This window comes from Thermorudis peleae (assembly GCF_000744775.1).
In the GTDB taxonomy this organism is placed as follows: domain Bacteria; phylum Chloroflexota; class Chloroflexia; order Thermomicrobiales; family Thermomicrobiaceae; genus Thermorudis; species Thermorudis peleae.
Genome location: NZ_JQMP01000004.1, coordinates 76,033 through 97,553, shown reverse-complemented (window position 1 = coordinate 97,553; position 21,521 = coordinate 76,033). Strand labels below are relative to the sequence as shown.

Below are 21,521 nucleotides of genomic sequence, written 5' to 3'. Positions count from 1 at the left end.
ATGGGTAGAAAAGGGGAACGGTGACGAGACCGTATCCATAGTATTGACAAATGCAGACAAACGGTATGGTAGTACGAGCAAACCGCACCCTGATGTTCGGCTTCGTACGAAAGGTGTTACATCCTGTCCTGTGTGGACTGGGTACTCCCACTACTTTAGTTCCGCAGCTTTTGCTGTCTAGCAGACGCTGGAGTAAAACAGCGAACGTCTTACCGATGCGCTGGTCGATACCTGTCTCTTCTGCGAGAGGGCACATACGGTTCCGAATGTTACCCTTGCCAGTAATTGCAGCCGGTTGTTTCTTCTCTGACTAACCTATTCTCGTGACCGCTGTGCTGCAAAGGTGGTGAGTTGATGACGTAAGCGGCCGCATTATCCTCTGTTTGTTCAATCTAGCTGGACTTCCGCGATCCAGCCTGGGCCAGCGAGCAGTTCTTGAGCGGACCTATGCCCGCAATGCTGGCCCAGTGATGGCTATGCCAACAGCACCACTCTTGAGAACCGATCAGGGTTGAAGTGCCGGGCTCGCTGACTGGGACAAACACGGGGACTGACACAGACAGTGCCGCCAGGCTCCGCTGGCCCACTACCTGAATACGCGGCCTAGGTCAGTGAGACTATGCTAGGTGCTAAAGAAGACTTGGGTGTAGTATCGGGCCTGTCCCATGGTCTACGGTGGTCGTGCAGCCAGATGACGCACCAGACCGTTCGGATACCTGTGCATGTTCCCTTCGCTCCCACGCCATGCTGATCCTGCAAATTACCTCAGCTGTCCACCATTGTTGAACATGGTGCTTGCCTGTCCTAACCCCGTAACCATAAGGTGGTACAGCAGAATCAGAAGTGTTCCATGGGTGGGCATGGGAACTGAGGAGGAATCCTGAATGGAAAGCAGGCGCCCACTGACCCGACGAAGAATGATCCAGTTGCTTGGTAGCGGCCTCGTTGGCAGCTGGCTGCTCAGTGCGTGTGGTAGTGGCGCGTCAACAGTGACCCCAACCCAGGCGACGAGCAGCAGTGCTGCAAGCCCGACAGCTGCTGCGAGCACGTCTACGGCTAGCCAAGCTGCAACCGCTCCTACCTCTGTGGTCACCATGGCGACAACTCCGACAGTGATTACAAACACCCAGGCAAGCGGACAAGGGCCAGTGGTAATTGGCGTGCTTGGCGACATGACCGGTGTTTACTCATCACTTGGGCAAAACATGGTACGCGGCATGCAACTCTACTTTGATCAGGTGCAGAACAAGGCAGGTGGACGATCCATCGATCTTCATATTGAGGACTGCGCGAATAGTCCGGATCAGACACTTTCCAAAGCGCGCAAACTCGTCGAGCAGGATCGCGTCCACATTCTGACCGGCGTGACCCTCAGCAACGAAGCCGCGGCTATCCGCGACTACGTCGTGCAACAGCAGGTACCCCTGATCGTCGCCAATGCTGGATTGCAAGGCCTCACTCGTGATCCCAAGATGCGTAGCCCTTACATTTTTCGTGTCTCTTTCGCTAACGGTCAGTATGAGGCACCGTTCGGTGACTATGTGTACCAGAAACTCGGTTACAAAAGTGTCATCCTCACGGCTCTTGACTACGCGGCCGGTCATGAGAAGGCTGATGCGTTCCGCAAGCGCTACCAGCAAGCTGGCGGGAAGGTCGTCGGCGAGGTCTATGCACCAATCAATACGCAGGACTACGGGCCATACCTACAACGCATTCAACAGTATCAAGCTGATGCCGTCTGGGCATTCTACTCGGGCGCGGATGCCGTACGCTTTGTCCTCCAGTTCACCGACTTTGGTTTACGGGACAAGTACACGCTGACCGGTCCTGGAGACCTCGTCGATGAAAACATTCTTAGTCAGGAGGGGGATGCTGCACTGAACGTCATCACGTCGCTCCACTATTCGCCGCTTTATAACTCACCTGAGAACAAAGCGTTCGTCGATGCCTTCCGTGCTAAGTACAATGCCCAGGCGAACCTCTTCGCCTACCAGGGCTTTTTAGCAGCGCGAGTTATTGTCGAAGCGTTGAATGCAACCAACGGGAACGTCGAAGACAAGCAAACGTTCCTCCAGGCGCTCCGTCAAGTGCACTTCATCGGTCCAGTCGGCGAGTTCCGCTTCAACGCCGAGTCACAAGGGCCGATCATTACCGTGCTGATTCGGAAGGTTCAGAAGTTACCGGATGGGAGTTATGGGAATGTTGTGATTGACACGATCGGAAACGTCGATGACCTTTCCTTCTAGACTACTCGACTAGAGGTCAGGTCTGAGTAGATGGCTGACCTAGTTAACAAGGATTCCCTGGTACAGCTGGGGCAAGTACGAGTGCTGAACGACACTCGGAGCGATGCCGCGATGACGTGTGAGGTAAGGGCGTTGCCCCTGATATGAGCAGATCTTCACGATCAGATCGGAGAGGAGCGAGGAGCACGATGACAGGTGAGAAACCTCGAACGTTGCAGGATATTGTCAGCAGCGTACCGAATATTGTCGACTATCTCTACAACAATCAGACGGGAGCACGGGTCTACCCCGTAGTGCGGCCAGAGTACTCGAACTGGCGGGACGAGCAGCACGCCTGGCGCGAAACTGTCTGCCTCTTTGACCTCTCGTATCACATGACCGACCTCTATGTGAGTGGTCCTGATGCTTTTCGCCTGCTTGAGCATCTAGCAATCAACAGCTTTCGAGGATTCGAGCCCGGCATGGCTAAGCAGATGGTCGGCTGTACCCCAGCAGGCTATGTCATCGGTGACGGCATCCTCTTTTATCTCGAACCTGAGCGGTTCCAGCTTGTCGGCCGCCCTTCGCTGCACAATTGGGTGCAGTATCATGCCGAAACCGGTGGGTACAACGTTACGGTCGAGCGCGACGAGTGGTCGGTCACGGACCCGAACCGGCCGCGCAAAGTCTATCGCTATCAACTCCAAGGCCCTGCAGCTGGCATGCTCTTAGAGAAGCTGCATGGGGGCCCGCTGCCTGAGGTGCCCTTCTTCCACATGACCTGGCTCACGATCGCCGGCCATCGCGTTCGCTTGCTCCACCACGGCATGTCAGGGGTAGCCGGGGGCGAACTGTTTGGTCCGTTTGAGGAAGGACCAGCGGTTAAGGAAGCGATTCTCAAAGCTGGCGAAGAGTTCGGCATTCGCCACGTTGGCTCACGTGCCTACGCGACCAATACGCTTGAATCGGGTTGGATTCCTTCGCCATTGCCCGCGGTCTACACCGGTGAGGATTTGCGGGGGTATCGCGAGTGGTTGCCAGCGACGAGCTATGAAGCCACTGGCTCGCTCGGCGGGAGCTTTGTTGCTCCACACATTGAGGATTACTATCTCGATCCCTGGGAGTTGGGCTACGGACGGTTGCTAAAGTTTGACCACGACTTTATTGGACGCGAGGCCCTGCAAGCCAAGGCCACTGAACCACACCGCAAGAAGGTGACCTTGGCCTGGAATGGCGAGGACGTGGCACGGGCGTTTGCTACCCTCTTCACCAAGCCGAAGGGAGAGCGTGCCAAGTACATCGATCTACCGCTCTCGCAGTATGCGACTTGGATGTATGACCAGGTACGGAGTCAGCATGGCGAGGTCATTGGAATCTCGACGTTCTGTGGCTACAGCTCAAACGAAGGGAAGATGCTCTCGCTAGCGATGCTTGATCCAGCATACGCTGAGCCAGGAACCGAAGTCATCCTCGTGTGGGGTGAGCCAAACGGCGGTTCGCGCAAGCCGTCGGTTGAGCAGCATGTTCAGGTCGAGCTGCGGGCAACGGTCGGCCCGGTGCCATACTCAGCGGCTGCTCGAGAATACCGGGGAAAGGTTGTTCGGCATTAAGCGACGCAAGCCTGGTCGTACGAGGAGCGAACGTGAGCGACGCAGCAGTATACCCGAGGCCATCGGCACGGGCGCGGAAGTTGGTCGAGGGTGCAGTAGACCTTCACATTCATATTTCTCCTGACGTTATGCCACGGCGCATTGATGATCTTACTCTTGCCCACCGCTTTCGCGACCTCGGCCTTGCTGGCTTCGTACTGAAGTCACACTACGTGCCAACTGCGGAGCGAGCAGCAGTGTTGCGTAAGGCTGTGCCAGAGGTTCACGCGCTTGGCTCGCTCACGCTGAACGCCGCGGTTGGAGGGTTGAACCCACTCGCCGTCGAGATCGCCGCACGCGAGGGGGCGCGGATCGTCTGGCTGCCGACTGTTGATGCGGTGAACGAACGGCAGCACCTGGCACACCACCAGGGACCGTTACCCCAGTGGGCACAGTTGCAGGAAAGTCTTCGCGCAGCAGGGTTCGAAGCAGCACCAGTTGCTGTTGTTGACGAGCAGGGCCAGCCTCTGCCAGCGCTTCACCAGGTGCTCCAAGTTGTTGCCAAGCACCAGCTCGTTCTGGCAACCGGGCACCTGAGCCGTGATGAAATTATGGTGGTGGTAGCCGCTGCCCGCGCAGCTGGGATCCGCGATGTCATAATCACGCATCCCGACTACCCGACCCAGGCGCTGAGCAGTGCAGACCAGGTGGCCTTGGCCGAAGCTGGCGCCTGGATTGAGCATTGTCTTGCCCCCATCCTCAGTGGGAAAGTGGCCTGGGAAACCTCTATTGCCCATATCCAGGCGGTGGGCCCGGAGCATGTTGTTCTAAGTACTGACCTTGGCCAACCGGCGAATCCGCCGGTGGAGGACGGCCTCGCGCTCTTCGTCGACCGGCTGCTGGCAGAAGGGTTCAGCGAGGACGCCGTGTGGACGATGGCGGTGCGCAACACTCGACGTCTCGCGTTCGGAGAGGAGCAGTAGGTGACCAAACGGCTGCTCGTCGTGGGAGCACACGCGGCCGACTTTGTCTGGCGAGCTGCTGGAGCCATTGCTCTAGCGACTGCCCAAGGAGCACAGGCAACGGTCCTCGCACTGTCCTATGGTGAACGGGGGGAATCTGGCGAACTCTGGAAGGAGCCAGGGCAGACTGTTGAACGGGTCAAGCAGATTCGCCACGAACAAGCTGAACGTGCTGCGCAGATCCTGGGGGCACAGTTCGTTTGCTTCGACTTGGGCGACTATCCCCTGGAAATTGACCGGGCTGCTCTGGAGCGGCTGGCTGCCTTCATTCGCGATGTCGGGCCCGATATCATTATCACCCACACACCACACGATCCCTTCAACCCCGATCACCCAGTCACACACGATGCAGTGATGCGAGCACGACTCCTTGCGTCGGGCGCTGGTGTCGCCAGTGCATTTGAGACGGTGAAGCCCCCAGTTGTCTACTGCTTCGAGCCGCACCAGCCTGAACTCTGTGGCTTCACGCCGAACGTCTTCCTTGATATTACGCCAGTCTATGAACAAAAAATCATGGCGATGCAGCAGATTGGCTCACAGCAATACCTCCAGCACTACTACACTGAGCTAGCAGAACGCCGCGGTAACCATGCCCGACGGATCTCGGGGGATGCAACGGTTCGGTATGCCGAAGCATTCCAGCGCATCACACCAGCCGTCGTTCGCTGGCTACCGAGCCACGATGAGGGAGAGGTATCCAGATGACGACGGAGATACCTGAGGACCAACTTGGCTCGTGGTGTGCTGAACTCGCTGAGCTTGGAGTTGCGACAGTCTATGAGGCTTCAGGCCGGCAAGGATTGATTGATGTGCCACTGACGCCAATTCTGCCTGGCGCGCAGGTCTGTGGCCCGGCCCTGACTGTGCTCTGCGGCCAAGGAGATAACCTCATGGTGCATGCCGCAATGGAGCAGGTGCGTCCCGGTGTTGTGCTCGTCATCACGATGCCTGAGCCGGAACCGGTGGCGCTGGTCGGAGAACTGCTGGCGCTTCAGGCCCAGGTGCGGGGTGCCGCTGGGTTACTCGTCGATGCCGCTGTGCGCGATGTTGACCAGCTGCGTGCCATGAAGTTACCCGTCTGGGCGCGCTTCATCCGCGTGCGGGGGGCGACGAAAGAAAAAGTCGGCGCGCTGAATGCTCCCGTAGTAATTGGCGGGGCGAGGATCGAGCCGGGAGATCTCGTTGTCCTTGACGATGACGGGGCTGTCACCGTAGCCCGGGCACGGGTACCTGATGTGCTGACTGCTGCTCGCGCCCGGGCAGCGCGTGAGCACCGGATGCGTGAAGAACTCCGGCGCGGAGCACTGTCCTACGACTTACATGGCCTACGTGCCGTCGTTGAAGGGCAACGAGCTGCGCAGGGATGACCCTGTGAGCGCGCCGAGGCAAGGTAGGAGGGAGACTGATGGACGACGTACGATTCTGGCTTGACGAGCCGCGATTCGATGTCGCACATCTGGCCCATGTCGAGCTGTTGACGCCAGATCTTGATGGTAGCGTTCGGTTCTTTACTGACTACGTAGGGCTCTCGATCAGTGGAGAACGGGGACATTCAGTCTATCTGCGAGGCTGGGACGATTACGCTCACCACACCCTGAAACTGACGGCTGGGCCGACGGCCGCGATGGAACACTTTGCCTATCGCACGACATCACCCGAGGCACTGGCACGTTGCGTTGCATTAGCTGAACAAGCTGGATTGGGCATTGGCTGGATCGACGGCGATGAAGGACACGGACCTGCCTATCGCTTCCGGACAAGTGATGGGCATATCGTCGAGCTCTTATGGGAAGTTGAATGGTATCAGGCGCCACCGACCCAGCGACCCGCTCTGAAGAACCAAGCATCACGGTTTCCAGCGCGTGGCTGCAATGCCCGACGGCTCGACCATATCAATCTCTTCGCTGCCGACGTGCGGTCGACACGACTCGACCTACAACGTGTGCTAGGACTACGCTTCACTGAGGCAATCATCTTCGACGACGGCAGCGAGAAAGGAGCCTGGCTAACAGCGAACAATAAAGGCTACGAGGTCGCAATCACCGAAGATCAGACGGGTGCGCGAGGGCGCTTTCATCACGTCTGCTACGCCGTGGACACGCGCGAAGAAGTACTGCGGGCTGCCGACATTGCTATTGACCAAGGGGTGCGCATCGAGTACGGCCCGCACAAGCACGCGATCCAGCAGACCGTGTTCCTCTATCTTATCGAGCCAGGTGGACACCGGGTTGAAATCGGCTGCCCGGGCGCCCGGCTTGTCCTCGCGCCGGACTGGACGACGGTAGTGTGGAGCGAGGCTGAGCGGAAACGTGGCCAAGCGTGGGGACTTGCCACCGTCTCAACGTTCCACACCTATGGCACCCCACCGGTTGATCCTGTCGCTGCTGGGCGGTAGTTCAACGCAAGGACGGGCGCGGCGTGTAGCCCATAGCGCATAGCCGCATACCCATACCCGCGCTGGAAAAGCGGCGAGATGGTTCACTATCAAGGGGACTCGCTCTTCTGGCCCTGTTTGCAGGATCCTTGTGCCGCGCGTTTCGTACGTTCTCGCTCAACGAGGATGCCCTTCGCGTGTCTGCGGCAAATGTGTTACACTCCCGATGATGACGGTGCTGCGGTTTTTAGGGAAAGCGCGATGGCAACAAAGACAGATACCCAAGCAAGCACCAAGGCCAAGGCGGCGAAAAGTGCCCAAGTGAAGAAGCCTGCGAAAGCACAGGCTCGGCCGCGCGCGCAGCGGACACGCCTTGCGGCCGTCCGACAGCTGATTGTTGACGTCCGAAGCGAGATTAAGAAGGTCACCTGGCCTGATCGTGAGACCACGCGGAACTTGACGCTCATTGTGATCGGCCTGTCGGCGATCCTCGGCTTATTGCTTGGCGGTGTTGATGCGCTGTTCGTTCGCCTCTGGGATCTCATCCAAGCACTCTAAACTTTGAGGAGTATCGAAGGCTATGCCACGAACCTTACGTGAGCGCCTGTTACAAAAGCGTGCAGAATCAGCGGGGGAGCAACCGGGGAAATGGTATGTTATTCATACCTATTCCGGGTATGAGAACAAAGTTCGCCAGAACCTGCTCCACCGTATCGAGACGATGGACGTCGCTGATAAAGTCTTCGACGTCGTTGTGCCCGTGCAAGAAGAAGTGGAAATTCGCGGTGGGCAGCGGCAGACTGTCGAGCGGAAAGTGTTCCCCGGCTATGTGCTCGTGCGCATGATTCTTGATGATGAGTCATGGCACGTTGTCCGGAACACCCCGGGAGTTACCGGGTTCGTTGGGGTTGGCAACCGGCCCGTGCCGTTGGACGATGCTGAGGCCCAAGCGATTTTGTCAGGGACGAAGACCGAAGCGCCGAAGGTTAAAGTCACGCTGATGCCAGGTGATCCTGTGCGGATCATCGATGGGCCCTTTACGGACTTTCGTGGAGTTGTCGACGAGGTTGATTACGAGAAAGGCAAGGTCCGCGTCCTGGTTTCCTTCTTTGGTCGCGAAACGCCAGTGACGCTCGATTTCCTCCAGGTTGAGCGTGAGACATAGTGTGAGCGGGAGGGGAGATCTCTCGTGGCCAAAAAGGTTCGCGCAATCGTCAAGCTGCAGCTTCCGGCGGGCAAGGCAACGCCGGCGCCGCCGGTCGGCCCAGCCCTGGGTCAGCACGGCGTTGCGCTCATGAACTTCGTGAAGGAGTACAACGCCAAGACGGCTCACCTCACCGGCCAGATTATCCCCGTGGTGGTCACCGTCTATGAGGATCGCTCGTTCACGTTTGTCCTCAAGACACCACCGGCGGCTGACCTGCTGCGGCGGGCAGCCGGCATTGAAAAGGGTGCAGCTGACCCGAAGCGACAGAAGGTCGGGCGGGTCACGCGCGAGCAAATTCGTGAGATTGCCCAGATCAAATTGCCGGACCTCAATACGCCTGATCTTGAAGCTGCCATGCGGCAGATTGAAGGGACGGCTCGGAGTATGGGCATCGAAATCGTTGGATAGCGCACGCGCGACATTGCGGAATCAGGTGTGGGAGGAGCGTTCTGCTCCGCGAGAACCACGGAGGGTGCTATGCCAAAGCATGGGAAGCGCTACCTCGAAGCGCGAAAACAGATCGAACCCGGCAAGCTCTATCTGCCCAAGGATGCTGTTGCGCTGGTGAAGCGCATCGCGTACGCCGATTTTGATGAGGCGATTGAGCTCCATCTCCGCCTCAACATCGACCCCCGGCAAGCTGATCAAAACGTCCGCGGCACGGTCGTCCTGCCGCATGGCACTGGGCGTACACCGCGCGTGTTGGTCTTCGCGGTTGGCGAGGCGGCACGCGTTGCCGAAGAAGCTGGGGCCGATTACGTCGGTAGTGACGAGCTCATCCGGCAAATCCAGTCGGGCTGGCTTGAGTTTGATGTGGCCATCGCCATGGCTGATCAGATGGGCAAGGTTGGGCCGTTGGGGCGCATTCTCGGTCGCCGCGGCTTGATGCCGAACCCACGTGCCGGCACAGTGGTGCGTGTTCCCGAGGACTTGCCCGGGGTGATCCAGGAAGTGAAGCGTGGCCGCATCGAGTTCCGCAATGACCGTACGGGAAACATTCATACCGTCATTGGCCGGAAACATTTTACTGATCAGCAACTCCTGGAGAATCTGTATACCTTCGCTGATGCAATTAACCGTGCTCGGCCAGGTGCAGTTCGCGGTCAATTCATTCGCTCAATGACGGTCGCCAGCACGATGGGCCCGGGCGTTCCGCTCGATGTCAGCCAGACGTTGGCGGAAGCCCAGGAGTTTGTTGCGTAAACCGGTAGGTGTTACACTTCGCTGCAACGACATGTGCGCCGGAGACGGTCGGGGCGTTTGCGCTTAATCATCCGACCTGAGGCGCGGGGAACGATGGAGCGCAGTATGTTGCTCCCCTGCGTTGTCTGCCCGGCGCAGGGGAGCCTCGTTTTTGTGGGCATTCGCATGGGAAGGAGGGAGGTGTGCCCACACCAGAGAAGGCTCAGCAGATCGACGAGATTGCCACGATTCTGGACCAGTCGCAGCTAGTGATTGTGGCGGATTACCGGGGCCTGACGGTTGCTGACTTGACGGGATTCCGAAGCCAGCTTCGACAGCACGATGCCAAGTTACGGGTGGTCAAGAACACGTTGACGCGGATCGCTGCTGAGCGGGTCGGGACGACAGTCATGACGCCGTTGCTGGAGGGCCCCACTGCCCTGATCTATACCACCGGTGATCCCGTGGCGACGGCAAAGGCGGTCAACGACTTCGTTCGTTCCTCGCGGATCCTGACGGTCAAAGGGGCACTGCTCGGCCGCCAGTTGCTGAGCCCGCAGGATGTCGAGCAGTTAGCAACGTTACCATCGCGCCCGGAGTTGGTGGCGAAGGTTGTCGGTGGTCTTCAGGCACCGCTCTACGGATTGGTCAGCGTGTTATCCGGTCCCGTGCGTTCCCTGCTCTATGTCTTGCAGGCGCGTGCACGGCAACTGGAAGGCGAAGCGGCAGCGTAACCGCGTGCCGCGTGACGTGGCGTACTGAGGAAGCAGAGTAGGAGGGACAGACGATGGCAGTTGGGCAGGAAAAAATTGAGGAGATTATCGCGGCTATTGAGCAGATGTCCGTGCTTGAGCTCTCGCAGCTGGTGAAGGCGTTGGAAGAGCGCTTTGGGGTCACCGCGGCGCCGGTTGCCGTTGCAGCCGCACCAGCAGCGGCTGGCCCAGCGCAGGCAGCTGAAGCAGCCGCTGAAGAGAAGACCGAGTTCGATGTGGTGCTGACCGATGTCGGACCCAACAAGATTCAAGTGATTAAGGTGGTGCGCGAGCTCACGCAACTCGGCTTGAAGGAGGCGAAGGATCTCGTCGAGTCGGCTCCCAAGCCGGTCAAGCAAGGTGTCACCAAGGAAGAGGCCGAGAACGCCAAGAGCAAGCTCGAAGCTGTTGGAGCCAAGGTCGAGATCAAATAGCCGATGCGGTGGTGGTGCGTGCCGCGAGCGGCAACTGGCCAATCGCGGCACGCACGCTGCGCTCGTTCGTGTGCTATACTCGAAAAGCAAGATTCCGGGGCGTGGCGCAGCCCGGTAGCGCACCGGTATGGGGTACCGGAGGTCGGAGGTTCAAATCCTCTCGCCCCGACGAAGCGACGCCTCGCAGGAGACTGCGAGGCGCTTTTCCAAAGCTGGCAGGATAACGGGAGTCGAGGCAGTGCCAGCCCGTATCGTCATTGCGGACGATGAACCAATTATCCGGCTTGATCTCCGCGAGTTGCTGACCTCCCTTGGGTATGACGTCGTCGGCGAGGCTGCAGACGGGCGTACCGCGCTTGAGCTGGTGAGCAAGCTCAAGCCCGATCTGGTTATCCTTGACATCAAAATGCCTGAGATCGATGGCATTGATGCCGCCGAGACGATTACACGCGAAGGGCTGGCACCGGTTGTCTTGCTCACGGCCTACAGCGAACGTGACCTTGTCGAGCGGGCAAAGCGAGCCGGGGTCGCAGGATACCTCATCAAGCCATTCCGCGAGAGCGAAATCATGCCCGTCATTGAGCTGGCGCTTGCCCAATTTCACGAGATGCAACGGCTCGAGCGGCAGGTCGTTGAACTACAAGAAGCGCTCGAGGCGCGGAAAGTCATCGAGCGTGCCAAAGGGATTCTCATGCAAGTCCATGGGCTGAGCGAAGCGGAAGCGTTCCAACGTATGCGTCGGCTCAGCATGGACAAACGCAAGCCGATGCGTGAGATCGCCGAAGCGATACTCCTCGCACATCAAATCGAAAGTTCTTCGTAGCTACCTCGCTACGGGTTCTTCGGCGTTGGCGTTGGCGCTGGTGTCGCCTGTTGTTGTGCTGGGCTCACCGAGACCTGTACGGTGTCTGGCGTTACCCGCTGGAACTGAACACCGGCTGGCACACTAACCCGCACCGGAAGCTGGAAGACCCCATTTTCTGCGTAGTTCACATCAACCGTGACCACAATATCGCCTGCAGTCAGTGCGTCAATCAGGGGCCGATCTCCAGCGACGTCGACGCTTACGGTTGATGGTGTTACGTCGACTTTCGTTCCTGGCCGTACGTTAATTGGCGTAATGGGCACATTTTGGATCGTCTTCGTTGCGCTTGCCTGACGCACTTGCACCGCGACATTGACCGTTTTGCGGTCGACCTGCACGCCAGCGGGGAGATGCGAAAGGTCCAGCGGAACGTCCCAGAAGATCTTGGACTCGCGTAACCCGCTGACATCGATTGGGACGGTAGTCAGATAGGCGACTTGATTGACGGCATCCGGCGGGCCATCAATGACCACTTCGTCGTTGGGGAGAACCGTGGGTGGCCCAGCGAGTTCATAGCCTGGTGCGAGACGATCAGTGCCGACGAGCTGCGGAATCACCCGGCGAATGGAACCCCGAACGTCGACGATCACGTGGACGGTGACTGACGACGGTGAGATCTGCACTCCTTTCACCGCATTCCCATTGGCATCAACGACCACCGGAGTCGCAGTCGCGTCGAAGCTGCCGGCTTGTCCTTGGATCTGCACGGTCACTTGTGCCTGCACCACTTGATTGACCAGAGTCTGGGGCCCAGAGACTGAGACGGTCTCTGGGGTCACAGTCAGTGACTTCACCACGATATTCGGTGGCGTACTCGTTGGCCCTTGTGGCTGAACGGGTATGCCGTCACGCTTGGCAAACTTGTCGATTTGCACCGTCACTTGTGCAGGAACCACGTCCTGCACGCGAACAAAACGGGGAGCACGAACGTGGACGGGAAGTGTGTATGTGCCTGGCGCATGCACCGAACTAAAGTCAACAACCGCCGTCACGCTGCCGCTTTCGAGTGCCTGCAATTCGCTCTGTGGGCCTTGAAGCCGGACCTCGACCGTAGGAAGCTCACTGAGAATAGCCAGGTCAGGGCTGAGATGCTGGGTGGTGAGCTGAACAGCCGGAAGTGTTCGCGCAATTTCCGGATCGTTCCGTTCCGTTACCCAGGCCCAGAGCGCAAAGGCCAGGACAAGCGAAATGACGAAGCGGGCGAGACTGTCGGCGCTGAAGAGGCTACGAAGACTAGCCCACGCGCGATGGAGCCTTGGCTTGTTGCTCAGTCGTTTCAGGCTGCGTACTTGCATCGTCTTTTGCACCATCACTGAGGAGTCGTTCGGGTTCGGCCTGGCTCACGCGTGGCTGGACACGCTCAGGCACTGGCTCGAGGCGGAGCAGCACGCGGAGCATGCGGCGCAACCGTTCGGGGTCGAGGTTGCGGTGGAGGCGCCCACTATAGGCAAGGGAAATCTGCCCTGTTTCTTCTGACACGATTACGACGACTGCGTCGGATTCTTCGGTGATGCCTAGGCCTGCGCGATGACGTGTGCCAAGCTGACTGTCCAATGACGGGTTATCGCTCAATGGCAAGACACAGCCAGCAGCAATGATCCGGTTACCGCGGATGATGACGGCGCCATCATGCAGCGGCGAATTGGGGAAGAAGATGTTGACCAGCAATTGCCGGGTGAGCTGGGCGTCGAGGGGGATACCACGGTCTGCGTAGTCCTGCAGACCAGTCTCACGCTCGATGACAATTAACGCCCCGTAGCGCAACCGAGAAAGCTGGGTCGCGGCACGCACAACCTCTTCCACAACTTGCTCAAGCTGCAGGTCGGGCGCTGATGAGAACAATGGAGAGCGAAGCCAGGCACTGGTATGGCCAAGGCGCTCAAGTGCCCGCCGCAGCTCAGGTTGGAAAACGATGGGAATAGCGACGATGATGGCTGGAAGGGCGCGACTCAGTAACCAGTTGAGGGCTTGCAGATGGAAGAGATTCGCTGCACCAACAACTGCGCCAATGAGAATAAGCAGACCGCGAATGAGCTGGGCAGCGCGGGTTCCTTGCGCGACCCAGAGCAGCCAATAGAAGATCAACGCGACCGAGAAGATGTCGACAAGGGCACGGAGATCAAGGCGGGAAAAGATCCATGGCAAATTCGGCATCATCACTCGCTTCAGGGTGGGCCTGCTCGCCAGTTCTTAGCTTCATTCTAGCATAGGTGTTCCTTTATGCGTCTGCCGACCGTTGATGCTGCGATAACGCTGCATGCCGCGCTTTTGCGATGGCATCGTTTGGCGTGAGTGCCAGCAAACGCCGATAGACGCGCTCGGCCTGCTCGATTTCTCCAAGTGAGACAAGGAGCTCACCAAGTCGGTGATAGCCTTCTGGGTCCTGCGGATCCAGGGCGACAACCTGGTGGAGTGCGGCAAGGGCGTTCTCTGGTTCATTGCGGGCGATGGCAAGCCGCGCGATTTCTCGCAGTTGGGCTTTCGCGTGATCGCGCTGCCCGATCTGGATAAATGCGGTCACGGCAGCGTGCCGAAGCGTCAGATCATCCGGAGCAAAGGTGATGAGTTGCTCGTACAGCCGTGGAATACGTGGCCAGGCCGACGGAGACATCAACGCAAGCTCGGTTGCGCGTTGCAGCAACGCGCTCGCTGCCCCGCGATAGCCACGGGTGCCGAGATGAAGCGCGAGTTCTTCAAGGAGATTGAGCGCCGGCTCGATCCCCAGTGTTGCTGCGGCGTGAACGAATGTGTCCCGCACACCCGCGTCATCAGGCGCAAGGACAACGAGTTCGCGAAGGGTCTGCACATACCCCCGAATGTCGCGCTGCTGTTGCTGGATCTCCGCGACCTGCCGAAGAATCCGACGAGCGTGCTGGGGTGCGCCCCGTTGGATGAGGAGGCGCGCGTATGCTTGCGCTTGCGCGGGCGCGATCGTGGCTGACGCAACCAGGTTGGCAACGATCTCGGCTAGTTCGTTGAGCTTACCGGTTTGGACAAGGAGCCGGCACAGAAGCTCGGCAATGACCGGCAGTGTTACAGGTGGTGTGACGAGGTGTGCGAGCGTTCCAACGCCTTCGGGATGGCGTTGGAGCAATGCAAACGCGGTGTGGATTGGCTCCAGCGCTGCCTGGTGATGGCCAAGCGCAAGCTGGGCGTAGCCTGTCATGACATGCCCAAGGAGCTGGATACGCCAGTCGGCGGCAGCGCGCAGTGTTTCGCCTGCCTGTGCAGCAGCGCTGATGTTGCCACTCGCCAGCCATAGGCTCGCTGTCACAAGCGAGGCAGGCAATGCGGGTGGAAAGAGCGCAAGGAAGGGCTGAAGCGTGCGCAAGACTACATCGACGTCAAGCTCCTGCTGCCGCACGCGTTCGAGCAGGTGCTGTAAGGTTTCAATCCCCTCCTCCGGAGCGCGAAGCGTGTGCCAAAGGAGGGCCAACGCCCACTCCTGACTGGTTTGTGGGGTGGGAACGGGCTCAGGAGCATGTTCCGGCACGCGGTGTGTTGCCAGGAGATGATGGTAGACAGACGACCACCAGGCTGGAGGCCGGTTGGTGTGGGTGAACCACTGCTCGGCAAGGTCTCGTGCTCTGTCACGATCTTGGTCTGCAAGGAGCGCAAGGAGCGTTGGGAGATAGGTGTCCTGTTCTATCGCATCTCCTTCGGTGATGAGGTGCGTCGCCACAGCACACAACGTCTGAGGATCGAGTGTTTTCACGAGATGCAGCTGTAGTCGGGAGAGCGCACGGCTCAGTTCCGGAACAGGCTGCAAGGCAGCGACGGCCTGCAGGCGTTGACAGAGTGTTGCGGCGTGCTCAGGCTCGTCATCCAGGATCAGGAGTTCAGCGAGGGTCGCGTAGAGCCCAAACTGCTGGGGGTGCTCGCCAATGGCGCGCCAGAGGAGATCGCGCGCACTCATGCGCTGGCTGGCTAGGGCTGCCTGCATTGCCTGACGCTGAGTTTCCGAGAGGACCTCTGGCTGATTGAGTGCGCGTTCCCAGAAGGTGACCAGTGTTGCGGTTAAGGGGTGAGCCTGAACTGCCGCCATCCTTGCGCCCTTTCGCTGCATCTGCCTGTTAGTGTGAGCATGGACTGTGCCGCGACGAACGCAAAGGGGAAATTCGTCCCGATTATTCCTGACGGTTTCCTAGGGTAAGCGCAGCCGTGCGCGTCGCAGACGGTAGTCGCCCGCGGCAATGTAGACATGCCGGCAGATGGCTCGATCGCAGAGGCGTGAGCGGATGCGTGGATCGAGCCGGTCAAGATCACAGTTCGTTGTGATGATGGTCGGTTTGTGCAGGTTATAGCGATAGTTGAAGATCTGATAGAGCTTTTCGGCCGCCCATGGCGTCGTGTGCTCCGTTCCAAGGTCATCAAGGACGAGGACGCTGGCATTCCGGATCTGCTCGAATCGCTCGTCATAGGTCGTCGTTTGGTCAGGCGCAAACGCGGCTCGCAGATAGTCGAGCAAATCCGGCACAACAGTAAAGAGCGGGAAAAGCCGCTGATTCTCGAGCAAGTAGTTCGCAATAGCTGCAGCAAGATGGGTCTTCCCGCATCCGTATTGACCGATCAGCAGAATCCAGCCGTTAGGATTCCGTGCATAGTCGAGGCACGCCTGATAGGCTTCTTGAACACCCGGAACGAGCGGATCGAAGCGATCGAATGTCAAGTCCTCCAGATGAGCAAGGCCGCTGAGTTCCTTATACAGGTCCCGTTGAAGCCGCTCTCGTTCCTGAATCTTGCACTCGCAGGGAATAAGGCGGCCAAAATTCGGGTGGCCGTATGGGACATCGAACCGAAGGAAGCCCGCGCCCTTACAGACCGGGCACGTCTCGCTCTGGTCGGAAGAGCGGCGCGTATTTCCCGGTGAGGTATTTCGCTGGATCAAGCGGTTCGGCAGTGGAATGATTTCGCCGAGTGGACGCAGTTTCCCGTCCTTCCGCCGCCCACCGTTCCAGAATGCGTTGAATGTACCGCCAGTGCCGTTTTCCATAGCTTACCGCCTCTTCGATGGCGTCCTGTACCCACTCGACCGGATATTCCTCAAGCGCTTCCGCAATTTTTTCAGCAAGCAGGGGCGTGAGTGGCCCGATATTCTGTTCGTAGAGCTGGAAGACTGACGGCCGTACTGGTTCAACGAGGGCTGGGCTACTCGTTGGCGTTGGCCAGGGAACAGTATGGTATGCCAATTGGTGCACGTACTGATGCGCCTGTGTCGTGCCAAGGAGGAGCCAGTTTGTGGCCGCGCCAGTCTGGGGATGGCGAACCAGGATGCGGACGAGCAATCCATGTGCCACGGCGCGTTCAATACCACGCTGAATGGCTTCGTCGGCGGAACTATCCGTGCCGACGGGATGTAAGCCGCGGTGCAGCGATGGATGCTGGCGAACCCACTCCTCTGGTGCCGCGTAGAAGGGCTGACCTTCGAGCTGTGCCGTTGCAATGAGCAAAATGACCTTCAGCTCGGCGAGATCCCGCACTTCTCGGATCACGCGCTCGATGAAGGAGCGTGGCAGTATGCTGATTTCTGTTGGCGCTGCACCAAATGGCGTTGACACACGTTCCTCCAAGCGGTTATGGGGAACTCCTATTGATCTGGATCGCGGTAGAGTTCAAGATCAGCAAAGCGTGCGGTACGATCGAAGAATCGCAAGTACACCGTATCCGTAGGGCCATTGCGGTGCTTGGCAACGATAACCTCGGCAATCCCGCGCTTGTCAGTATCAGGATGGTAGAGTTCTTCGCGGTAGATGAAGATGACAACATCCGCATCCTGCTCAAGCGAGCCGGATTCGCGCAAGTCGGACAGCAATGGCCGGTGGTCGGTTCGCGTTTCAACCGCGCGGGAAAGCTGCGAGAGTGCAAGCACCGGAACGTTGAGCTCACGCGCAAGCTCTTTGAGCCCCCGTGAAATTTCGGAAATTTCCTGGACACGGTTATCAGTCCGGCGTGCTTGCATCAGTTGCAGGTAATCCACGATGATGAGGTCAAGTCCATGCTCGGCCATGAGCCGCCGAGCCTTACTCCGCAATTCCATCACGCTAATGCCGGGTGTGTCATCAATAAAAATGGGGGCTTGGGCGAGGCGTCCAAAGGCGCGCGAGATCAAATCCCACTCTTGCTCATCGATATAGCCGAGACGGAGGCGGTGAGTATCGACGCCCGTTTCCATGGCGAGGAGTCGCTGCACCAGTTGTTCGGCCGACATCTCAAGGCTGAAGATTGCCACCGTCTTGCCGTGCTTGGTTGCTGCGTTGTGTGCAATGCCAAGCTGGAACGAGGTTTTCCCGACCGACGGCCGTGCCGCGAGGATGATCAAGTCAGAACGTTGGAGCCCGCCGGTGAGCTTATCGAGGTCAGTATAGCCAGTGGGCACACCAAGCACTTCGCCGCGGTGTTGTTGAATGTAGTCGAGCTTATCAAAGTACTGCTCAAGGACATCGCCGACGGTGACAAAATCACGCGTCGTTCGCCGCTGGGATACGTTGAAAATAGCGCGCTCCGCTTGTTCGAGCGCCTCTTCGACGTCGAGATGCTCACTGTACCCGATCTTGATGATTTCTGCCCCAGCTTCGGTCAACCGGCGCATTGTTGCGGTACGCTCGACAATGCGCCCGTAGTATTCGACATGCACCGCGCTGGGCACGACTTGCAGTAACTCTGTCAGGTAACTGACACCTCCACAGGCCTCGAGCCGGTTAGTTCGCTCGAGCTCATCGACAACGGTGACAAAGTCGGGCGGAATGCGTCGATTGTAGAGGGTCAAAATAGCCTCGTAGATAAAGCGGTGACTGCTCCGGTAAAAGTCATCAGGCCGAAGGAACGACGCGACGCGAATAATCGCGTCGCGGTCGATCAGCAAGCTTCCTAAGACGGCTTGCTCGGCTTCGATGTTATGGGGTGGCAGCTGTTCAATCGGTTCGGCTGCCACGTCCGCCATACGCGTTATCCTTCCGATTCCTCCGTAGCCTGAGCCGTTGCTGCGGTGGAAGCTGCTGGAGCCGTCGTCTCTGCCGCTTCTTCCGGCGAGGTGACGACAACGGTGACAACCGGGCGCAGGCGACCTGCGAGTTGGACAGTTACCGGATGCTCCCCAATTGAGCGAATTGGCTCATCGAGGAGGATACGGCGTCGATCAATCGCTTCGCCAACAGTTTCACTGAGTCGGTCAGCAATGTCCTGCGCGGTGATCGAACCATAGAGCCGGCCTCGCTCACCGACCCGCGCAGCGATAACAATCCGTAGGCCATTCAGCCGCTCAGCAAGCGCACGTTGTGCTTCTTCTTCGCGTGCGATGCGTCGCCGCTCAGCAGCCAGGCGTTGTTCGGCCGCCTTTAAGGTTGAGGGGCTCGCTGGCTCGGCTAACCCACGCGGGATGAGGAAGTTTCGCGCATACCCGTCAGAGACGGTAACAATTGCACCAGCTTCACCCAGCGGGTTCACATCTTGGAGCAAGATGACCTTCATACGATTCCCTCGCCTCCTCTGCACCACGCCTTACTGTGCCACTCTGTCACGGTACTCTGCGTACGGACGCGAGGTCTTCGCGCCTTACTATACCGCAACTGTACTCGTGCGTGCAAGCACACGCACGCTCCTTACTCTACCAGATTCAGGAACGAGCCCGAAAAACGGGCGCTTTAGTCTACAGTGATTCGCGCCGGAGGAGTTCGTAGAGGGCAATGGATCCAGCGACCGCTGCGTTGAGCGAGCTGACGTGACCGCGCATCGGGAGAGCTACCTGTACATCGGCTTGCCGTAGGAGCGTTGGCGCAAGTCCCTTGCCTTCTGAGCCAACAAGCAATCCAACAGGAGTCGGAATATCAGCGGTGAAGAGATTGTGCGCTGTCGGCCCTGGCTCAAGTGCGACGAGCCAATACCCCGCTTCGCGGAGTTCTCCAAGCGCCCTGCTTAGATTGACCACTTGCGCGACGAGCAGATGTTCAACCGCGCCTGCTGACGCGTTGACAACGGCGGGCGTGATACCCGCCGCCCGCCGCTCGGGGATGATGATGCCAGCTACAGCGACGGCATCTGCTGTGCGCATGAGTGTCGCCACATTCTGTGGGTCTTGAAGATGGTCAAGGACGAGGATTGGGCGACGGTGGGATTGTGCAAGGATGACGTCAAGGTGGACATAGGGATATGCGCTGGTCTCAAGAAGCACGCCCTGATGATTGACCTGGCCCACATACTGCTCAAGTTGGTGCCGTGGAACAAGGTGTACCCGGATACCACGCTCCATCGCGGCCGTCATAATGGCTTGGACGCGACCGTGGTGTTCCGTCCCTTGTGCTACCAAGAGTTGTCGGTGGCGCCTTCGGCCGTGCAGCGCTTCCCAGACAGCGTTCCGCCCGTAGAGCCACTCCTGTGACCGTGATGGGGGTGTCGATGTCATGTCCAGCGCCAGGTTGACCCTTGCGGGGTATCTTCGACCGTCACCCCAAGTTCGTTGAGGCGATCGCGAATCCGGTCAGCGAGCGACCACTGCCGCTGCTCGCGGAGTGCTGAACGCACTTCAAGCAGAAGTTCGATGAAGGGTTCAGCTTCGCGCCCACGCGGTGATTCAGGCTCATCAAGACGCAAGCCAAGGACACCAGCGAGTTCATAGAGTGTGGCTTGAGCATAGCGAATGCCGGCACGGCTCGCACCCGTTGCCTGGGCGCGGTTGATTGCGCGAGTAAGTTCAAAAAGTCGGGCCAATGCTTCTGGGGTGTTAAAATCATCATCCATTGCTGCAACGAATCCGGTGCGAGTCTCATTCGCGTGGCGAACAATCTCCTCATCCGGCGGCGCTGGTAACGGTTCGTCAGGCTGGTACCCGCGAACGGCACTTTGCAGACGTGCCAGCCCGCGCTTTGCCGCGGCGAATGCTTCTTCGGTGAAGGCAAGTGGACTGCGGTAATGAGACGTAAGGACGAACAACCGGAAGGCTTGCCCGCCTCCTTGTTCCAGTAGTTCACGAATCGTGATGAGATTGCCCAATGATTTGCTCATTTTCTCGCCGCCAAGCTGCAGCAGCCCGTTGTGCAGCCAATATCGAACGAACGGTGATTTTCCGGTAAATGCTTCTGATTGGGCAATTTCATTCTCATGGTGAGGAAAGATCAGGTCTGCGCCTCCACCATGGATGTCGATTTGTGGGCCTAAGTGGCGATAAATCATCGCGCTGCACTCAATGTGCCACCCTGGACGTCCCGGGCCCCAGGGACTTTCCCATGCTGGTTCGCCTGGTTTGGCCCCTTTCCAAAGCGCAAAGTCCATTGGGTGTTCTTTGCGTGGATCGATTTCAACCCGTGCTCCCGCGAGCATCTCGTCAAGGGAGCGTCCAGAAAGCTTGCCATAGTTCGGGAACGCGCGCACGCGGAAAAAGACATCGCCACCTTCGACCGGATAGGCATAGCCTTTATCAACGAGCCCCTTGACCATTTCGATGATGGTTGGGATTTCTTGCGTCGCTCTCGGATAGATCGTTGCTGGTTTGACATTGAGCGCAGCTGTTTCGTCGAGCCAGTCCTCGATCAGTTGCTCTGCCAGTTGCTGCGGTGGAATGCCGAGTGTCGCTGCCCGCTGAATAATCTTGTCGTCAATATCCGTGAAGTTGGTGGCGTAAATAACCTGATAACCTGAATACTCGAGATAACGCCGGATGGTGTCAAAAACAATCGCTGACATTGCGTGGCCGATGTGCGCGTCAGCGTAGACCGTCGGTCCGCAGACGTACATGCGCACAATGCCTGGCTCGAGTGGTTCAAAAGGAACCTTGACTCTCCCAAGTGTCGTCGTAATCTGTAACCCCATTGATCACACCTATCCACCACCGCACTGACCTTCGCTGGACTATTGTGCAGGCCAACTGCTCGATTGCCAA

General features: G+C 58.6%; 22 protein-coding genes and 1 tRNA gene. 14 read left to right on the top strand and 9 right to left on the bottom strand.

What is annotated here, in order from left to right; translation table 11 throughout:
* Positions 1-884 precede the first annotated feature (884 nt).
* The 14 genes from N675_RS10340 to N675_RS10275 all read left to right on the top strand — a co-directional run bounded on the left by N675_RS10340 (position 885) and on the right by N675_RS10275 (position 11,608).
* Positions 885-2,246, top strand: a complete 1,362-nt coding sequence (locus tag N675_RS10340) for an ABC transporter substrate-binding protein (protein ID WP_038039843.1) — start codon at positions 885-887, stop codon at positions 2,244-2,246.
* Between the two features lie 188 nt (positions 2,247-2,434).
* Positions 2,435-3,835: a vanillate/3-O-methylgallate O-demethylase gene (ligM, locus tag N675_RS10335; RefSeq protein WP_038039842.1), complete on the top strand. Its 1,401-nt coding sequence runs from the start codon at positions 2,435-2,437 to the stop codon at positions 3,833-3,835.
* A 32-nt stretch (positions 3,836-3,867) separates the two neighbouring features.
* Positions 3,868-4,797, top strand: coding sequence for a DUF6282 family protein (locus N675_RS10330; protein WP_038039841.1), 930 nt, complete (start codon positions 3,868-3,870; stop codon positions 4,795-4,797).
* A complete protein-coding gene (locus N675_RS10325) occupies positions 4,798-5,541 on the top strand; it encodes a PIG-L deacetylase family protein (RefSeq protein ID WP_038039840.1) in 744 nt (247 codons plus the stop codon).
* Complete coding sequence (locus tag N675_RS10320) at positions 5,538-6,203, top strand: 4-carboxy-4-hydroxy-2-oxoadipate aldolase/oxaloacetate decarboxylase (protein ID WP_051914625.1); 666 nt, start codon at positions 5,538-5,540, stop codon at positions 6,201-6,203. Before N675_RS10325 ends, N675_RS10320 begins: the two co-directional genes overlap by 4 nt.
* Positions 6,204-6,241: 38 nt before the next feature.
* Positions 6,242-7,231 carry a VOC family protein gene (locus N675_RS10315; protein WP_038039839.1) on the top strand — a complete coding sequence of 330 codons (990 nt, stop codon included), beginning with the start codon at positions 6,242-6,244 and terminating at the stop codon, positions 7,229-7,231.
* Positions 7,232-7,471: 240 nt separating this feature from the next.
* A complete protein-coding gene (gene secE / locus N675_RS10310) occupies positions 7,472-7,768 on the top strand; it encodes a preprotein translocase subunit SecE (protein WP_038039838.1) in 297 nt (98 codons plus the stop codon).
* A gap of 22 nt (positions 7,769-7,790) precedes the next feature.
* Positions 7,791-8,375 carry a transcription termination/antitermination protein NusG gene (gene nusG / locus N675_RS10305; RefSeq protein WP_038039837.1) on the top strand — a complete coding sequence of 195 codons (585 nt, stop codon included), beginning with the start codon at positions 7,791-7,793 and terminating at the stop codon, positions 8,373-8,375.
* Positions 8,376-8,399: 24 nt separating this feature from the next.
* Positions 8,400-8,825 (top strand): 50S ribosomal protein L11, encoded by a 426-nt coding sequence (gene rplK / locus N675_RS10300; protein WP_038039836.1) that lies wholly within the window; start codon positions 8,400-8,402, stop codon positions 8,823-8,825.
* 69 nt (positions 8,826-8,894) lie between these two features.
* Complete coding sequence (gene rplA / locus N675_RS10295; protein WP_038039835.1) at positions 8,895-9,620, top strand: 50S ribosomal protein L1; 726 nt, start codon at positions 8,895-8,897, stop codon at positions 9,618-9,620.
* Positions 9,621-9,802: 182 nt separating this feature from the next.
* Positions 9,803-10,333, top strand: a complete 531-nt coding sequence (gene rplJ / locus N675_RS10290; RefSeq protein WP_038039834.1) for a 50S ribosomal protein L10 — start codon at positions 9,803-9,805, stop codon at positions 10,331-10,333.
* Between the two features lie 53 nt (positions 10,334-10,386).
* Positions 10,387-10,785 carry a 50S ribosomal protein L7/L12 gene (rplL, locus tag N675_RS10285; RefSeq protein ID WP_038039833.1) on the top strand — a complete coding sequence of 133 codons (399 nt, stop codon included), beginning with the start codon at positions 10,387-10,389 and terminating at the stop codon, positions 10,783-10,785.
* Positions 10,786-10,880: 95 nt separating this feature from the next.
* Positions 10,881-10,954: transfer RNA gene (locus N675_RS10280), tRNA-Pro, on the top strand.
* A gap of 69 nt (positions 10,955-11,023) precedes the next feature.
* Positions 11,024-11,608: an ANTAR domain-containing response regulator gene (locus N675_RS10275; RefSeq protein WP_038040628.1), complete on the top strand. Its 585-nt coding sequence runs from the start codon at positions 11,024-11,026 to the stop codon at positions 11,606-11,608.
* Between the two features lie 8 nt (positions 11,609-11,616).
* On the opposite strand, the gene N675_RS10270 is transcribed toward N675_RS10275, so the two are convergent.
* The 9 genes from N675_RS10270 to cysS form a co-directional block, all read right to left on the bottom strand.
* The gene (locus N675_RS10270) at positions 11,617-12,945 is read right to left on the bottom strand and encodes a CdaR family protein (protein ID WP_038039832.1); all 1,329 of its coding nucleotides are present in this window, start codon (positions 12,943-12,945) and stop codon (positions 11,617-11,619) included.
* Entirely contained in the window at positions 12,884-13,804 is a 921-nt protein-coding gene (cdaA, locus tag N675_RS10265; RefSeq protein ID WP_081887130.1) for a diadenylate cyclase CdaA, read from the bottom strand. Before cdaA ends, N675_RS10270 begins: the two co-directional genes overlap by 62 nt.
* A gap of 64 nt (positions 13,805-13,868) precedes the next feature.
* Positions 13,869-15,695, bottom strand: coding sequence for a tetratricopeptide repeat protein (locus N675_RS10260; RefSeq protein WP_038039831.1), 1,827 nt, complete (start codon positions 15,693-15,695; stop codon positions 13,869-13,871).
* A 99-nt stretch (positions 15,696-15,794) separates the two neighbouring features.
* A complete protein-coding gene (locus N675_RS14665; RefSeq protein ID WP_479685945.1) occupies positions 15,795-16,388 on the bottom strand; it encodes an ATP-binding protein in 594 nt (197 codons plus the stop codon).
* 76 nt (positions 16,389-16,464) lie between these two features.
* A complete protein-coding gene (locus tag N675_RS14660) occupies positions 16,465-17,208 on the bottom strand; it encodes a DnaD domain-containing protein (protein ID WP_231578015.1) in 744 nt (247 codons plus the stop codon).
* A 29-nt stretch (positions 17,209-17,237) separates the two neighbouring features.
* Positions 17,238-18,590: a replicative DNA helicase gene (gene dnaB / locus N675_RS10245; RefSeq protein ID WP_038039830.1), complete on the bottom strand. Its 1,353-nt coding sequence runs from the start codon at positions 18,588-18,590 to the stop codon at positions 17,238-17,240.
* A gap of 5 nt (positions 18,591-18,595) precedes the next feature.
* Positions 18,596-19,117, bottom strand: a complete 522-nt coding sequence (gene rplI, locus N675_RS10240) for a 50S ribosomal protein L9 (RefSeq protein WP_038039829.1) — start codon at positions 19,115-19,117, stop codon at positions 18,596-18,598.
* A gap of 178 nt (positions 19,118-19,295) precedes the next feature.
* A complete protein-coding gene (gene rlmB / locus N675_RS10235) occupies positions 19,296-20,048 on the bottom strand; it encodes a 23S rRNA (guanosine(2251)-2'-O)-methyltransferase RlmB (protein WP_038039828.1) in 753 nt (250 codons plus the stop codon).
* On the bottom strand, positions 20,045-21,451 hold the full coding sequence (gene cysS / locus N675_RS10230; protein WP_038039827.1) for a cysteine--tRNA ligase: 1,407 nt from the start codon (positions 21,449-21,451) through the stop codon (positions 20,045-20,047). The genes rlmB and cysS overlap by 4 nt, the downstream gene beginning before the upstream one ends.
* Positions 21,452-21,521 lie beyond the last annotated feature (70 nt).

Excerpts from the sequence above, each read along its gene's own strand:
- N675_RS10340 (WP_038039843.1), top strand. The coding sequence starts at position 885 with ATGGAAAGCAGGCGCCCACTGACCCGACGAAGAATGATCCAGTTGCTT.
- ligM (WP_038039842.1), top strand. The coding sequence starts at position 2,435 with ATGACAGGTGAGAAACCTCGAACGTTGCAGGATATTGTCAGCAGCGTA.
- N675_RS10320 (WP_051914625.1), top strand. The coding sequence starts at position 5,538 with ATGACGACGGAGATACCTGAGGACCAACTTGGCTCGTGGTGTGCTGAA.
- N675_RS10315 (WP_038039839.1), top strand. The coding sequence starts at position 6,242 with ATGGACGACGTACGATTCTGGCTTGACGAGCCGCGATTCGATGTCGCA.
- secE (WP_038039838.1), top strand. The coding sequence starts at position 7,472 with ATGGCAACAAAGACAGATACCCAAGCAAGCACCAAGGCCAAGGCGGCG.
- nusG (WP_038039837.1), top strand. The coding sequence starts at position 7,791 with ATGCCACGAACCTTACGTGAGCGCCTGTTACAAAAGCGTGCAGAATCA.
- rplA (WP_038039835.1), top strand. The coding sequence starts at position 8,895 with ATGCCAAAGCATGGGAAGCGCTACCTCGAAGCGCGAAAACAGATCGAA.
- rplL (WP_038039833.1), top strand. The coding sequence starts at position 10,387 with ATGGCAGTTGGGCAGGAAAAAATTGAGGAGATTATCGCGGCTATTGAG.
- N675_RS10270 (WP_038039832.1), bottom strand. The coding sequence starts at position 12,945 with ATGCAAGTACGCAGCCTGAAACGACTGAGCAACAAGCCAAGGCTCCAT.
- cdaA (WP_081887130.1), bottom strand. The coding sequence starts at position 13,804 with ATGCCGAATTTGCCATGGATCTTTTCCCGCCTTGATCTCCGTGCCCTT.
- N675_RS10260 (WP_038039831.1), bottom strand. The coding sequence starts at position 15,695 with ATGGCGGCAGTTCAGGCTCACCCCTTAACCGCAACACTGGTCACCTTC.
- dnaB (WP_038039830.1), bottom strand. The coding sequence starts at position 18,590 with ATGGCGGACGTGGCAGCCGAACCGATTGAACAGCTGCCACCCCATAAC.
- rplI (WP_038039829.1), bottom strand. The coding sequence starts at position 19,117 with ATGAAGGTCATCTTGCTCCAAGATGTGAACCCGCTGGGTGAAGCTGGT.
- rlmB (WP_038039828.1), bottom strand. The coding sequence starts at position 20,048 with ATGACATCGACACCCCCATCACGGTCACAGGAGTGGCTCTACGGGCGG.
- cysS (WP_038039827.1), bottom strand. The coding sequence starts at position 21,451 with ATGGGGTTACAGATTACGACGACACTTGGGAGAGTCAAGGTTCCTTTT.